Genomic DNA, 14,728 nt, shown 5'->3' on the forward strand with positions numbered 1-14,728 from the left:
GATTTTCGCCTATCAAGAGAGATGCTGCAACAGCTCAGTGGTAGAGAATCTCGGTAAACGAGACGAGGGTCTCTCTCGGTTATGCTGCGAACCCGGGACGTCGGGAGGAAGCGGCGGGACGTGGCAGCTCACGGTATGTACCGCAGGCGCGACACGCGCCGGGACGTGTTGATCGCCGAGATCACGGCCGAGCTGCGGCGCTACGGCGTGGACGCGCAGCACGTCGGGCACGCCTTCGCCGGCCAGCACGGCCTCAACGCCACCGACCTGCAGGCGCTGATCGCCGTGATGGACGCCGAGCTGGTCGGCGACCCGATCACGCCGGGCCGGCTCGGCGAGCACCTAGGGCTCTCCTCCGGCTCGGTCACCGCGCTGATCGACCGGCTGGAACGGGTCGGGCATCTGCGCCGGGACCGGGACACCACGGACCGACGCAAGGTCCTGCTGCGCTACGCCGAACGCGGCGCCGAGCTGGCGATGGGCTTCTTCCGGCCGCTGGGCGAGCGCACCGACCGGGTGATGGCCGGCTTCCGTGACGACGAACTGGAGGTGGTGTACCGGTTCATGACGGCGATGGGAGCCTCGCTGCGGGAGCACCGGGACGAGGTCCGTGCCGCCCGGACCGAGCCGCACCGCCGCCGGTCGGAGTGAGTCGTGCTTGATCGTCTGGCGGCCGGACTCGCCGCTGCCGCCCTGCGACTGCCACCGGCGCGGACCCGACGGGTCACCGTCACCCGGGACATCGCGCTGCGGGTACGCGACGGAGTGATTCTGCGCACCGACCACTACGCTCCCGACCTGCCCGCCGCGCCCACCGTGCTGATCCGCACCCCGTACGGTCGGGCCGGACCGATGCGGCTGCTCTGCCGACTCGCCGCCGAGCAGGGATTCCACGTGGTCATCCAGTCCTGCCGGGGCACGGGCGGCTCCGGCGGCGAGTTCGAGCCGTTCGTGCACGAGCGCGACGACGGCCTGGACACGCTCGACTGGCTGCGTCGGCAGCCGTGGTGGATCGGCGCGTTCGGCATGTTCGGCGCCAGCTATCAGGGATTCGTGCAGTGGGCGCTCGCGGCGGACGCGGGCCCGCAGCTGCGCGCGATGGTCGCGGTCGCGACCGCCTCCACCACCCGTGACTCCACGTACGCGGGCGAGTCGTTCGCCCTGGACACGGTGCTGACCTGGGCCGAGCTGCTCCAGGCGCAGACCGTGCCGTGGCTGGCCCGCCAGTGGGAACTCAAGCGCGGCCAGCCGAAGCTGACCGCCGCCCTGTCCCACCTTCCGTTGATCGAGGCGGACCGGGTCGCCACCGGGGTGACCGTGCCGTTCTTCCAGGAGTGGCTGCGGCATCACACCCCACAGGCCGACTACTGGCGCAGTCGGGTTTTCGACGATCGGCTGCACCTGGTCGGCTCCCCGGTGGCGATGGTCAGCGGCTGGCACGACATCTTCCTGCCGGCCCAACTGCGCGACTACACGGCGTTGCGGGCCACCGGTGCCCGTCCACGCCTGGTGGTCGGGCCGTGGACGCACGGCAGCCCCGGGCTGTTCATCGCCGCCCTGCGTGAGGGGCTGAGCTGGCTCGGCACCCACCTGTCCGACGATCGGGCCGGCGAGGTCGCCGATCCGCCCGACGCTCCGGTGCGGGTGCACGTCGGTGGTGCCGGCGGGGGCTGGCGTGACCTGCCCGACTGGCCGCCACCCGCCGACGTCGTGCGGTGGCACCTGCATCCGGGGGCGACCCTGAGCCCGTCGGACCCGGTGCCGTCACCGCCGGACGGGTTCTGGTACGACCCGGCCGACCCGACACCGTCGCTGGGTGGTCCACTGCTGGTGGCCCAGCGGGCCGGACCGTTCGACAACCGCCCGGTCGAGGCCCGGCCCGACGTGTTGACCTGGACCAGCGAGCCGTTGGCCGCCGGGATCGAGGTGGTCGGGCCGGTGCGCGCCGAGATCCACCTGCGCAGCGAGCTGACCCACCTGGACGTCTTCGTGCGACTGTGCGACGTGGATGGTCGGGGACGTTCGTGGAACATCTGCGACGGTCTGGTCCGCCTCGACCCGCAGCGGTTCCCCGCCGACGACACCGGCGCCGTCGTGGTGCCGGTCGAGATGTGGCCCACCGCCCACCGCTTCGCCCCGGGGCACCGACTGCGGCTGCAGGTCTCCGGTGGGGCCCACCCCCGCTACGCGCGTAACCCCGGCACCGGCGAACCGCTCGGCGCAGCTGTCACACTCCGTGGTGGATTCCGGGAGATCCTGCACGACCCGGATCATCCGTCCGCAGTGGTCCTACCGGTCGTCCACTCTGCCTCTCAGCCTTCTCCAAGCTGAATCAAAGCGCCTCTGAGCTGGGCATTCTCTAGCAACCCGAGCTATCGTGGTGATACGCCCGGCGCCGTGCACCCGATTGGCCGGGCCCGCCGGTGAGCCCCTCCACCGCGTACGCGGTGTCACCGTCGCGCCTGGTCCCAACGAGTATGCGAAGGGGGGAGCCATGACGCGGGCCCCGGCAAATCTGCTCGCCGTTCGTAGTCTGCTGCTTGAGCATCTCAACCGTGACCCCAACCGCAGCCGCGACGCCGACCTCGAACCCAACGAGGTCGGCATCGTCGGCGACGCCAACCACCGAGGGGGCTACCACTGCGGGTCGGACCGGGTCGTCACCAACGACTACTCGGTGGTCGAGTCGCCCCGCGACCGCAACGGCCTGACCCTCGACGCGGCCGCCCTGGACGTCGGAACGTTCCAGCTCAGTTCCAACGGCCGTACCCACAACCTGTTCACGTTCTCGGCCTGGTGCGTGGCGCAGTGCGTCGCCAACGCCCCGGACACCCGCGACATCCGCGAGATCATCTACTCGCCCGACGGCAAGGTGGTCCGGCGCTGGGACCGGCTCGGTCGCCGCAGCACCGGCGACCGGTCCCACCTGTGGCACAGCCACTTCAGTTTCTTCCGGGACTCGATCAAGGCGAACCGCGACCAGCGGCCGCTGTTCCGCCGCTACCTGACCGCCATCGGACTGCTGAACTCCGAGGAGGGGGAGAACGACATGACACCCGAGGAACACAACTGGCTCAAGACCGTCCACCGCAACCTCACCGTCCTGGACGGACGCAACCCGGTCGGGCAGACCTACACCCGGATGGCGATGGGCGAGGATCACAAAGATCCCGACTTCCGGGTCTCCCACCCGACACTGCGCACCATCGGCGCGCAACTCACCGCACTACAGAACACGGTGGACTCGCTGATGAACCGGGACTTCACCGACGAGCAGGCGATCGTCACCGGAGTGCTGGCGGGTCTCACTCCGCAGGAGATAGCGGCGGCGATCCCGCCCACCGTGGCGCAACAGGTCGTCAGCGAGTTGAGCCGCCGACTGGCGGCCTGAGCCGACGCTCCGACGGGTGGCGGCCAGTACCGGCCGCCACCCGCCGCCGTGCGATCAGCCCCGCCGGACCGTACGAGTCAGAGCGGACGGACGTTGTCCGCCTGCGGGCCCTTCTGCCCCTGGGTCACGTCGAACTCGACCTTCTGGCCCTCGGTCAGTTCGCGGTAACCGCCGGACTGGATGGCCGAGTAGTGGACGAAGACGTCGGGCCCTCCGCCGTCCTGCTCGATGAAGCCGAAGCCCTTTTCGGAGTTGAACCACTTCACGGTGCCGGTTGCCATGCGTACTCTCTCCCTGTTCCATGCGGGCGACCGCTGGCTTGCGCGCCGGTGATCGCCCAATACCTTCCCGACAGTAACCGGTGAATAGCGGATTTGCCGGGCGAAGCGCCTCAGGCGTTGCGGCGGATGGCTCCGACGCGGCGGGCGCGATCAGGGATCACCCTCAGGGGCGCCACCCGGAGGATGGGGAGGAAACCCGATGTCCACGGTGGCGAGCAGGTCTTAGCGTACGAGGCATGGCGGACCAGTTGGCCCAGGTCGGAGAGCTTCCCGTGGTGGTGCTGATGGCGGTGCTCGGGGTGGTCATGCTCTTCGACGCGGTGCCGCTGTTCGGCGTCCTCGTGCCCGGTGACGTGGCGGTGCTCGCCGCGGTGGCGGTCGGCAGCCCCGCCACCGGGTTGGCGACCTTCGTCGCCGTGGTCACCGGCTGTCTCACCGGTTGGTCGTTGAGCTTCCTCGTCGGCCGGCGGTGGGGCGACCGGCTGCGGCGCAGCCGCTTCGGCGGTTGGGTCGGCGAGGCGCGGTGGGCGGCAGCGGAGACCATCCTGCGCCGCGACGGCGGTCGGCTGGTGCTGATCGCGCCCTTCCTGCCGGTGTTCAACGCCCTGCTGCCCCTGGCCGCGGGCGGGCTGCACATGTCGTACCGACGGTTTCTCGGGTTCGCGGCGCTCGGCGCGGCCGGATGGGCCGGTCTCTACCTGGTGGTGGGCACGGCGTCGCGGACACTGGCCGGGCTCCTGCCCGCCGGAGCGAGTCCGCTACTGGTGACCATGCTGGGCGGACTGCTGCTGGCGGCCCTGGTGCTGCTCGGCACCCGCCGGCGGTTGCGCGCGGCCACCCGCTGAACCGACCGGTCCGGGAACTCCTCGGCAGCCTCGGCTCTGGTCGAAACCGGGGGTGGCTGTCGCACCCGTCGGGCAGGATCAGCAGCGTCCAGCCGCACCTGCGTGGGGCCCCTTCGCCGGCCTGCGGTACCGCTTCGAGGACTACGACGACGACCAGATCCGACGGCTGCGCATCGCTCCCTGAGCAGCGCGGCTGTCACCAGCCTCGGGCGCGCCACTCGGCCAGGTGGGGGCGTTCCGCGCCGAGCGTCGAGTCCCGACCGTGCCCGGGGTAGAACCAGGTCTCGTCGGGCAGCCGGTCGAACAGCTTGTGCTCGACATCGTCGATCAGCGCGGCGAACCGCTGCGGATCCCGGTCGGTATTTCCCACCCCGCCGGGGAAGAGACTGTCGCCGGTGAAGAGGTGCGGCACGCCACCGGGGTCGCGGTAGAGCAGCGCCACCGAACCCGGGGTGTGCCCCCGCAGGTGGATGACCTCCAGGGCGCAGTCGCCGACCGGTACGACGTCGCCCTCGGCGAGGGTCTGCGCCTCGATCGGCAGCCCGTCGGCGTCGTCGGCGTGCACCAGCGCACGGGCACCGGTCTTGGCCACCACCTCTTCCAGACCCACCCAGTGGTCCATGTGCTGATGGGTGGTCACCACCGCGGTGAGCCCCGCGTCGCCGATCAACTCCAGCAGGCGGGGCGCCTCGTTGGCGGCGTCGATCAGCACCTGCTCACCGGTGTCGCCGCAGCGCAGCAGGTACGCGTTGTTGTCCATCGGGCCGACCGACACCTTGGTGATGGTCAGCCGGTCGAGTTCGCGTACCGCCGGCGGGCCGCCGGGGGTGACTTCTCCGCTGTAGGTCATGGCTCCCTAGATCCATTCGGGCGGGTGGGGCAGCTGCCCGTCGGGGGTGACGGTCAGCGTGGCGCCGGGGTCGCGGCCGGTCAACCATGCGGCGAGTTCGGCCGCCGAACCGGTGACGACCGGTGCCGCTGCCCGGTCGCCGAGCACCAGTTCGTGGCTGCTGCCGTCGAAGCGAAGCACCATCGCCGGTACGTCGTCCCGGTCGGCGAAGCCGCTTGTCACCTCGTGCAACAGCCGGTGACCGAAGTCCGGTGACCAGTCCGTGGGCCGGTAGCCGGCCGCCAGGTCGACATGGTGGATCTCCAGCTCCCGCAGTCGACCCCAGACGAGCAGGGCCGCCGGCTGCGAGCCGTGCCGGGTCTCGACGGTGGCACCCCATGCCGGCACCGGCATCGCGGCCACGGCCTCGGCGAACCGGTCCGCGCTGCGCCGCAGGTCGTCCAGCTGCTCCTCCGGGGTACGCGTGGCCCCCGCCTCGATGTCGGCGGTCCGGGCGGCGGCGCTGGCGTACATCGGGATCGGTTCGCCGGTGCGGGCCGAGGTGAGCAGGTTGACGAAGCCGTCGGCATTGCGGCAGAGGTGGGCCAGCACGTGTCCTCGGCTCCACCCGGGCAGCAGGGACGGTGCGGCGAGGTCGGCGGCGTCGAAGGTGGCCGCCGTGCGCAGCAGGCGCGCCGTGGCCTCGTCCACGTCGCCGGTCAGCAGCAGCGGATCCATCGTCACGGTGCTGACCCTAGTGGCCCGCGCCCACCCGCGTCGCCGGGGAATTCACTTCCGGCGTGGCGTGGCCCGACCTACCGTCTGTGCCAGCGACCCCTTCGACCGGGTCACGCGACGCTCGTCTGCTGCCTCGCGGCCCGGTCACCACCGAGGGAGGTCGACCAGGTTCGTGCGTGGCGCCGGAGCGGAGGAGGTGGTGGTCATGCCGGTCACCGCACCCGTGTATCACCCGCACCGACACTGAACGAGGAGCCATGACCATCTCGCTGACCGCCCTGGGCTGGGACACCGACCGGGCGGCCCACCTGCGACGTATCCGTACCGATCAGCGTCCCGGCCGGGTGGCCCGGGTCGACCGGGGCGTCTGCACCGTACTCACCGAGGCCGGGCCGGTGCGCGCCTCGACCGGCGGGGCGCTGCTGGCCGCCGCCGTGCGCGACGCGACCCGGCTGCCCGGCGTCGGCGACTGGGTGCTGCTGTGCGCCTGGCCCGACGGGCGGGTGACGGTGGAGGTGGTACTGCCCCGGCGTACCGCGTTGATCCGGCGCACCGCCGGTAAGGACGCCAGCGGTCAACTGCTGGCCGCCAACCTCGACGTGGCCGCCGTGGTGGAGCCGGTGCACCCGGCACCGGACGCCGCCCGGATCGAGCGGCTGCTCTCCCTGGTCCACGAGTCCGGTGCCCGGCCGCTGGTGGTGCTGACCAAGACCGACCTGGCGGCCGATCCGGCGGCGGTAGCCCGTCAACTGGCGGCCCTGGCTCCGGGGGTGCCGGTGCTGCCGGTCAGCGCCGAGCACGGCACCGGACTGGAGGCGCTGCGCGCCGAGGTCGGCCCCGGCCGAACCCTCGGGCTGCTCGGGCCCTCCGGCGCTGGCAAGTCCAGCCTGGTCAACGCGCTCGTCTCGGCGGTGGTGATGCCCACCCAGGCGATCCGCCGGGTCGACGGTAAGGGTCGGCACACCACCACCTGGCGGGCGCTGGTGCCGCTGCCGGGTGGGGGCGCCGTGGTGGACACGCCCGGGGTCCGGGCCGTCGGCCTGCTCGACGGCGCGACCGGGCTCGACCGCGCCTTCGCCGACATCGCCGACTTGGCCGCCAGCTGCCGGTACGGCGACTGCCGGCACGAGGCCGAACCCGGCTGCGCGGTGCGGGCGGCGCTGGATGCCGGCGCGCTGACCGCCCGCCGCTACGACAGCTGGCGCCGGCTGCAACGGGAGGTCGCCCACGAGACCCGTCGCCGCTCCACGCGCCCCACCCGTGTGTCCCGCGCCACCCGCCGCACCCCCCACCCCCGCTAACCACTTCCCACCCCACCCGTGTGTCCCGCGATCATGCAGTTGTGGTCGTCGCTACGGGCGATTTGACTGCTTTGTTCCGTGCCACAACTGCATGGTCGCGCGCAGCTGGGCGGGGAGCGGGTGGGTGGGGGAGGGGTGGGATGTGTGGGTGGGGGAAGTTGTCGGGGGTCGGGTCTACAGTTGCCGGGGCGCACTCTCCGCGCTGACACAACCGCTGGGGTCACCTCAAAAGCGGACAGATCTTCCTCTTCATTCTCACCCGGGAGTACACGGACCGTGGCCGACCGTTTGATCATTCGTGGCGCGCGCGAGCACAACCTGCGTGACGTCAGCCTCGACCTGCCCCGGGACGCCCTGATCGTGTTCACCGGGCTGTCCGGGTCGGGCAAGTCGAGCCTGGCCTTCGACACGATCTTCGCCGAGGGGCAGCGACGCTACGTCGAGTCGCTGTCGTCGTACGCCCGGCAGTTCCTCGGCCAGATGGACAAGCCGGACGTCGACTTCATCGAGGGCTTGAGCCCGGCGGTGTCGATCGACCAGAAGTCCACGTCCCGCAACCCCCGCTCCACCGTCGGCACGATCACCGAGGTCTACGACTACCTGCGGTTGCTGTTCGCCCGCGTCGGCGAACCACACTGCCCGGTCTGCGGCGAGCGGATCTCCAAGCAGAGCCCGCAGCAGATCGTCGACCGGGTTCTCGCCATGGTCGAGGGCACCCGGTTCATGGTGCTCGCCCCGGTGGTGCGGGGACGCAAGGGCGAGTACGTCGACCTGTTCGCCGAACTCCAGGCCAAGGGGTACGCGCGGGCCCGGGTCGACGGTGTGGTGCACCAGCTCACCGACCCGCCGAAGCTGAAGAAGCAGGAGAAGCACACCATCGAGGTGGTGATCGACCGGCTCAGCGTCAAGCCCAGCGCCAAGCAGCGGCTGACCGACTCGGTCGAGGCGGCCCTGGGCCTCTCCGGTGGTCTGGTCCTGCTCGACTTCGTCGACCTGGCCGAGGACGACCCCGACCGGGAGCGGCGCTACTCCGAGCATCTGGCCTGCCCCAACGACCACCCGCTCGCCATCGAGGACCTGGAACCCCGGGTCTTCTCCTTCAACGCGCCCTACGGCGCCTGCCCGGAGTGCACCGGCCTCGGCACCAAGAAGGAGGTCGACCCGGAACTGGTCGTCCCCGACCCGGAACGCAGCCTGCGCGAGGGCGCGATCCAGCCCTGGGCGACCGGGCACAACCTGGAATACTTCCTGCGCCTGCTGGAGGCGCTCGGCGAGGCCGAGCACTTCGACGTCGACACCCCGTGGCGGGCGTTGCCGTCGCGGGCGCAGAAGACGATCCTGCACGGCTCCGACGACCAGGTGCACGTGCGCTACCGCAACAAGTACGGCAGGGAGCGGTCGTACTACACCGGCTTCGAGGGTGTGGTGCAGTGGATCGAGCGCCGGCACTCCGACACCGAGAGCGAGTGGTCGCGGGAGAAGTACGAGGGCTACATGCGCGACGTGCCCTGCGCGGCCTGCGGCGGTGCCCGGCTCAAGCCCGAGGTGCTCGCGGTCACCCTGGCCGGGCGCAGCATCGCCGAGGTGTGCAACTTGTCGGTAGGTGAGTGCGCCGACCTGCTGGCCGGCATCGAGCTGACCGACCGGCAGAAGCTGATCGCCGAGCGGGTGCTCAAGGAGATCAACGCCCGGCTGCGCTTCCTGCTCGACGTCGGGCTGGACTACCTCTCCCTGGACCGCCCGGCCGGCACCCTCTCCGGCGGTGAGGCGCAGCGCATCCGGTTGGCCACCCAGATCGGGTCGGGCCTGGTCGGGGTGCTCTACGTGCTCGACGAGCCGTCGATCGGCCTGCACCAGCGGGACAACCACCGGCTGATCGAGACGCTGGTGCGGCTGCGCGGCCTGGGCAACACGCTGATCGTGGTCGAGCACGACGAGGACACCATCCGCACCGCCGACTGGATCGTCGACATCGGTCCCGGCGCGGGGGAGCACGGCGGTCGGATCGTGCACAGCGGCTCGGTGCCGGCGCTGCTGGAGAATCCCGAGTCGCTGACCGGGGCGTACCTGTCGGGTCGGCGGGAGATCCCGACCCCCCGGGGACGCCGCCCGCAGACCCCCGGGCGGGAGCTGGTGGTGCACGGGGCCCGCGAGCACAACCTGCGCAACCTGACCGTGAGCTTCCCGCTCGGCCAGCTGATCGCCGTCACGGGCGTCAGCGGCTCGGGCAAGTCGACGCTGGTAAACGACATCCTCTACGCGGTGCTGGCCAACCAGATCAACGGCGCCCGGCTGGTGCCGGGCCGGCACACCCGGGTCTCCGGCCTGGAGCACGTCGACAAGGTCGTCGGCGTCGACCAGTCACCGATCGGCCGTACCCCGCGCTCCAACCCGGCCACCTACACCGGCGTCTGGGACCACGTGCGCAAGCTGTTCGCCGAGACCACCGAGGCCAAGGTTCGGGGGTACGGCCCCGGACGGTTCTCCTTCAACGTCAAGGGCGGTCGCTGCGAGGCGTGCTCCGGCGACGGCACCATCAAGATCGAGATGAACTTCCTGCCCGACGTGTACGTGCCGTGCGAGGTCTGCAAGGGCGCCCGGTACAACCGGGAGACCCTTGAGGTGCACTACAAGAGCAAGACCGTCTCCGACGTGCTGGAGATGCCGATCGAGGAGGCGGCCGAGTTCTTCTCCGCGATCCCGGCCATCCACCGGCACCTCAAGACGCTCGTCGACGTGGGGCTGGGCTACGTACGGCTGGGGCAGCCCGCGCCGACCCTCTCCGGTGGCGAGGCGCAGCGGGTCAAGCTCGCCTCGGAGTTGCAGAAGCGCTCCACCGGGCGGACGGTCTACGTGCTCGACGAGCCGACCACCGGCCTGCACTTCGAGGACATCCGTAAGCTGCTGCTGGTGCTGGAGGGCCTGGTCGACAAGGGCAACACGGTGATCACGATCGAGCACAACCTGGACGTGATCAAGAGTGCCGACTGGTTGATCGACATGGGCCCGGAGGGTGGCCACCGGGGCGGCACCGTGCTCGCCACCGGCAGCCCGGAGGAGGTCGCCGAGGTCGCCGAGAGCCACACCGGGCAGTTCCTGCGTACCGTCCTCAGGCTCGACGGCGCGGCGAAGGGCGCCGTGGCGGCGACCACCAGGGCGGCGAAGGCGAACGGTAGCCGGGCCCGGGGCGGTCGGAAGACCACAGCTGCCGCGCGCTGACGGGCCGACTCCGCCGGGCGGGATACCGACAGGCGGCGGTCGGCGGGTGTCTGACGGTCGGACGGCGCGCCCGGGTGGCCGATCGGGTGAACCGCCGGGCAGAGTGGTGCGTGCAGGGAGAGTAGCGACACATCATGCACCGGAGTGACCGACGGAGGGGCGAGGCATGAGCGAGCCGCAGGGCAGCGCTGGCATTGGCGACGATCAGGTGCCGGCCGGGCCTGGAGTGCGTAGCCGTCGGGCCGTGCTCACGGGCGCGGGGGCGGTCGGCGCGGCGGTGGTGTTGGCCGCCTGCGGCGGTGAGGACGACGACGGCGGCGCGGCACCGAGTCCTGGACCGCAGGTCACCAACACCGGCGACGCTGGCGGCGGGGATCGTGAGGGCGCCCAGTCACTGGCCCGGACGACCGACATCCCGGTCGGCGGCGGCGCGGTCTTCGCCGCCCAGGGCGTGGTGATCACCCAGCCCACCGCAGGTGACTTCAAGGGTTTCGACCCGGTCTGCACCCATCAGGGCTGCCCGGTGTCGAACGTCGACGGCGGCACCATCAACTGCACCTGCCACGGCAGCAAGTTCTCCATCGAGGACGGCTCCGTCACGGCCGGCCCGGCGACCACGCCGCTGCCGGCCAAGAACATCAAGGTCGACGGCGACCAGATCGCGCTGGCCTGAGCCGGCCGAACGACGGTCGCGGCCGGGACGTGCCGTCCCGGCCGCGACCGTCGACGTCACCGGGCGTAGACCGACATCTCCCACAGCGAGAAGCCGTAGGAGGTGCCCCGAGTCAGCCCGTACATCCGCACGTACCGGGCCTGTTGCGTGGCGAAGCTGACCACGTCGGTTCCGCCGTTCCCGGCGGTGGTCGACCAGGCCGGCCGCCAGGTGGCGCCGTCGGCGGAGACCTCCACCCGGTACGACCGGGCGTAGGCCGCCTCCCAGGCCAGGACCACCCGACCGACCTGCCGTACGGAACCGAGGTCCACCCGCAGCCACTGGTTGTCCGACCAGGAACTCGCCCACCGGGTGCCCAGGTCACCGTCGACGGCGCGGCCGGCACCGTTGAACAGTTGACTGCTGGACGCGGTGACCGGGCGGCCGGCGGCCAGGTTGGTCAGGTCGTCGCCACGGCGGGCGGGGAACGAGACCACCTGCTGGTAGGTGGGGCGGTTCTGCCAGGCGATGGTGGCGTGCTTGACGCCGCCCAGCGGTGACTGGACGATGGCGTCGGCGCACCACTGGTCACCGGCGGCGCACGTCGAGTCACCCGGATAGGTCTGCGTGGCCGGCGTCGCCGCCGCCGTCCGCAGCGTGTCCAGCAGGATCTGCCGGCAGGCGGCGAGGTCGCCGTCGCCGCAGAAGGTACGCCCAGGCCCGCCGGCCACCGGGTCACCCAGGACGGCTCGCAGATCCTTGTCGACCCAACCCCACCACCCGTACTGGAACGCCGAGCCCTTGTGGGTCTGGGCGCTGTTCGCCGACGACGGCAGGTTCGACACGTCGCCCTGCTGGTGGCCGGAGGGTGACTCGTTGACCTGGAGAGTGTTGACCAGGGACTGGTACAGCTCCGTGCCGAGCGGTTCCCGGAACATGCCCCGCACCAGCAGCGGCCACCAGGCGTCGAGGGTCCGGATCGCCTCGGCGTGCTGGTAGACCTTGCTGCCCTCGGCCGTCTCCACCCGCAGCGCGCCGGCCTGCCGCCACGCCTTCAGCCGCGCGATCTCGCTGGCCAGGGCGGTGTCGGTGACCGGTTGGCTCTCCAGTACCCGGATCAGCTCGCCGAGCACTTCGGCGCCGCGTAGATCGGTCAGCCCGGCCCGCTGCACCAGCTCGGTGAGCGAGGCCCGGTCGAAGGTGCGGCCCGCCGCGAGTGCCGCCTTGACCGGCCGGTCCAGCAGGTCCCCGCGGTGTACGGCACCGAAGCTGAAGTTGCCGTCGGCGGCGCCGAAGTCCTTGGCCTGCTTGTTGTTCCAGCTGACGTAGTAGTCCTGGTTCACCGACTGCGGGTGGGCCGACGCCGGCGCGTACCGGGCGGTGCCGGTCTCCGGGTCGAAGTCCTGCCACTCGTACGCCCGTTCGGCCTTCATCGGCAGGCTCGGATTGCTGCCGGATGCCCGCAGCGGGTTGAGTCCGGAGTTGAAGTACGCCGACTCGGTGGAGTTGACGTAGAACCAGTTGAACGCGTACTCGACGTTGTTCGCCGAGGCGCGGAAGGCCGCCGCGGAGCCCATCTGGGTCGGGTCGTTGTACATCTGGAAACCGATCGCGGAGTCGGCTTCCCGGCCGTAGGTGGACCGCAGGTGGGTGAAGGCGTGCGGCACCCCGCCGACGGTGCCCCGCCAGGCCACCAGGCCGAGCTTGGTACGCCAGGCGACAAGCTTGTACGACCCGGCTGCGGTGCCGTCGGCGACGGTCGGGCTCCACCGGTTGACGTGGGACAACTCCTCCATCGCCAGGCACTGGCCGCGGAACAGGTAGTGGTTGCTGCCCAGCGTCGGCGTGCCACCGCCGGGTACGCAGAGCGGCACCGCGTACGTGTCGGTGATGTCGTGCACGGAGGAGGTGGCGCTCCAGGCGTAGTCCTGGCCCCGGCCGAGCAGGACGTACAGGTTCAGCCCGGCGAAGGCGGCACCTCGGGCGCTGATGCCCGGCCCCTGCAACTCCTGGACCATCAGCAGTTGGGGGGAGAAGTAGCCGGTCTGCGGCCCGAACACCGCCACCGGGTGCCCGCTGATGGAGTGCTCTGCCGAGATCACCGCCGCGTTCGACATACCGCGGTGTGCCGGGTCGATGGTCAGCCCGGACAGCGCGGCGGCCAGCTCGGAGCCGCTGTTCGAGGTCGTGGCGGTGGTCGCGGAGCCGGTCGGGTCGGTGAAGATCGGTTCGACCCGGGCCGAGCCCGCGTCCGGCAGCACCACGCTTGGCGCATCGGGGGAGGCGTCGCCGTACGGGAAGCTCTGCCCGTCGTGCAGCGTCAGCACGGTCTCCGGGTCGTTCTGGCCCCGGAAGCCGTTCCACACCCGGTCGCCCTCCACCGGGCCGAACTTGGCCCGGGCGGCGATGCGGACCAGCGCGGACTGTATCTCGGTGCCGCCCCCGCCGCCGAATAGGCCACCGACCACGCCAGCGATGGCGACCAGGTCGGTCAGCACGAACGGCTCGGGCCCACCGGCGTTGGTGATCGCGTCGAGGTGCCCGGTGAGCACGTACTCGCCGGGGCAGTTGCGGTTGGCCATGCAGGTCCGGATGTAGGCGTTGATCCCGGCGATGTACTCCTGCACGTCGGTGTAGAGCTGCTCACCGCGGTCACCCTTCTGCCGCAGCGCGGCGACCTGCGCCGACAGGTCGGCCTCGGTGTACGGGGAGGTCCGCCAGACGCTCTGCTCCAGCGCCCGGTTGCCCGGTGCTCCTCCCGCGAACGGGGTAAGCGTGCCCCGGCCGACGTGCCGCAGCAGGTCCATGGTGAACAGCCGGTCCTCGGCCCCGGCGTACCCGGCGCCGAACATGGTGCCGGCGCGGGTGGTGCCGGTGATGTGTGGGACGCCGGTGGCCCGGTCCCGCAGGATGCGGACGTCCGAGCGGGGTGAGTAGTCGCGTTCCACCTGGCTGGGTGCGACGCCGAAGGAGGCGTCGTTGAAGAAGGTGTCGATCTGGTCCTCGCGCAGCCCGGCGTAGCCGTAGACGAGGTCGGCGTACCTGTCGAGCTGGTCGGCGGAGTGCCGGGGCAGGGTGCCGAGAGCCTGGTTGCCCAGAATTTCGACGAGGGTGGCGTTGCCGTTCTGGCCCGGCGGCAGGATCTCCGAGCATTCCCCGAGGCAGTAGTCGTTGGCGGCGAAGGCGTTGGCGACGTTTGTCGCGAGGGTGCTCTCGGTCGGGGTGCTGGCTGCGGTGGCGGTGGTCGGGGCCGCGACGAGGAGGGCGGCGACGGCGGTGGCGGTCGTGGCACCGGCGAGCAGCCGGCGGGCGGTGGTGTGACCGGTCATGGCGATCCTCTGTGGACGGGGGCCATCGGACGGGATCATTACATGAAGAACATTCGGTTACTGGATGGTAGGCCGCAGTGCTCGATATTGGAAGGCGTCGATCGGGGCGGCGGGGTGCTGGCGTCGGCCAGGGTGAGAACGGC

At 71.1% G+C, this 14,728-nt stretch carries 12 protein-coding genes; 8 read left to right on the forward strand and 4 right to left on the reverse strand.

Annotation, left to right across the window (positions count from 1 at the left end; all coding sequences use genetic code 11):
* Positions 1-135: 135 nt before the first annotated feature.
* From Vse01_RS05215 to Vse01_RS05225, 3 genes are all read left to right on the forward strand, one after another.
* Positions 136-651 carry a MarR family winged helix-turn-helix transcriptional regulator gene (locus Vse01_RS05215; protein ID WP_093401471.1) on the forward strand — a complete coding sequence of 172 codons (516 nt, stop codon included), beginning with the start codon at positions 136-138 and terminating at the stop codon, positions 649-651.
* 3 nt (positions 652-654) lie between these two features.
* Positions 655-2,331: a CocE/NonD family hydrolase gene (locus tag Vse01_RS05220; RefSeq protein ID WP_093401470.1), complete on the forward strand. Its 1,677-nt coding sequence runs from the start codon at positions 655-657 to the stop codon at positions 2,329-2,331.
* 163 nt (positions 2,332-2,494) lie between these two features.
* Positions 2,495-3,391, forward strand: coding sequence for a hypothetical protein (locus Vse01_RS05225; protein WP_093401469.1), 897 nt, complete (start codon positions 2,495-2,497; stop codon positions 3,389-3,391).
* A gap of 77 nt (positions 3,392-3,468) precedes the next feature.
* On the opposite strand, the gene Vse01_RS05230 is transcribed toward Vse01_RS05225, so the two are convergent.
* Positions 3,469-3,672: a cold-shock protein gene (locus Vse01_RS05230; RefSeq protein ID WP_093401468.1), complete on the reverse strand. Its 204-nt coding sequence runs from the start codon at positions 3,670-3,672 to the stop codon at positions 3,469-3,471.
* 236 nt (positions 3,673-3,908) lie between these two features.
* Here Vse01_RS05230 and Vse01_RS05235 point away from each other — a divergent pair, with 236 nt between their 5' ends.
* Together Vse01_RS05235 and Vse01_RS29590 are read left to right on the forward strand one after the other, a co-directional pair.
* Positions 3,909-4,517, forward strand: coding sequence for a DedA family protein (locus tag Vse01_RS05235; protein WP_093401467.1), 609 nt, complete (start codon positions 3,909-3,911; stop codon positions 4,515-4,517).
* A 52-nt stretch (positions 4,518-4,569) separates the two neighbouring features.
* Positions 4,570-4,701 (forward strand): hypothetical protein, encoded by a 132-nt coding sequence (locus Vse01_RS29590; protein WP_275415490.1) that lies wholly within the window; start codon positions 4,570-4,572, stop codon positions 4,699-4,701.
* 12 nt (positions 4,702-4,713) lie between these two features.
* Here the strand turns inward: Vse01_RS29590 and Vse01_RS05240 are convergent, their stop codons facing one another.
* Both Vse01_RS05240 and Vse01_RS05245 read right to left on the reverse strand, forming a co-directional pair.
* Complete coding sequence (locus tag Vse01_RS05240) at positions 4,714-5,367, reverse strand: MBL fold metallo-hydrolase (protein WP_093401466.1); 654 nt, start codon at positions 5,365-5,367, stop codon at positions 4,714-4,716.
* A gap of 6 nt (positions 5,368-5,373) precedes the next feature.
* The gene (locus Vse01_RS05245) at positions 5,374-6,090 is read right to left on the reverse strand and encodes a maleylpyruvate isomerase family mycothiol-dependent enzyme (RefSeq protein WP_093401465.1); all 717 of its coding nucleotides are present in this window, start codon (positions 6,088-6,090) and stop codon (positions 5,374-5,376) included.
* Between the two features lie 251 nt (positions 6,091-6,341).
* Here Vse01_RS05245 and rsgA point away from each other — a divergent pair, with 251 nt between their 5' ends.
* From rsgA to Vse01_RS05260, 3 genes are all read left to right on the forward strand, one after another.
* A complete protein-coding gene (gene rsgA, locus Vse01_RS05250; RefSeq protein ID WP_093401464.1) occupies positions 6,342-7,385 on the forward strand; it encodes a ribosome small subunit-dependent GTPase A in 1,044 nt (347 codons plus the stop codon).
* Between the two features lie 276 nt (positions 7,386-7,661).
* On the forward strand, positions 7,662-10,604 hold the full coding sequence (gene uvrA / locus Vse01_RS05255; protein ID WP_093401463.1) for an excinuclease ABC subunit UvrA: 2,943 nt from the start codon (positions 7,662-7,664) through the stop codon (positions 10,602-10,604).
* A gap of 193 nt (positions 10,605-10,797) precedes the next feature.
* Positions 10,798-11,277: a Rieske (2Fe-2S) protein gene (locus tag Vse01_RS05260; RefSeq protein WP_373870640.1), complete on the forward strand. Its 480-nt coding sequence runs from the start codon at positions 10,798-10,800 to the stop codon at positions 11,275-11,277.
* Between the two features lie 56 nt (positions 11,278-11,333).
* Here the strand turns inward: Vse01_RS05260 and Vse01_RS05265 are convergent, their stop codons facing one another.
* Positions 11,334-14,585, reverse strand: a complete 3,252-nt coding sequence (locus tag Vse01_RS05265; protein WP_093401461.1) for a penicillin acylase family protein — start codon at positions 14,583-14,585, stop codon at positions 11,334-11,336.
* Positions 14,586-14,728: the final 143 nt, after the last annotated feature.

The organism is Micromonospora sediminimaris (genome assembly GCF_016863575.1).
GTDB classification, from domain to species: domain Bacteria; phylum Actinomycetota; class Actinomycetes; order Mycobacteriales; family Micromonosporaceae; genus Micromonospora; species Micromonospora sediminimaris.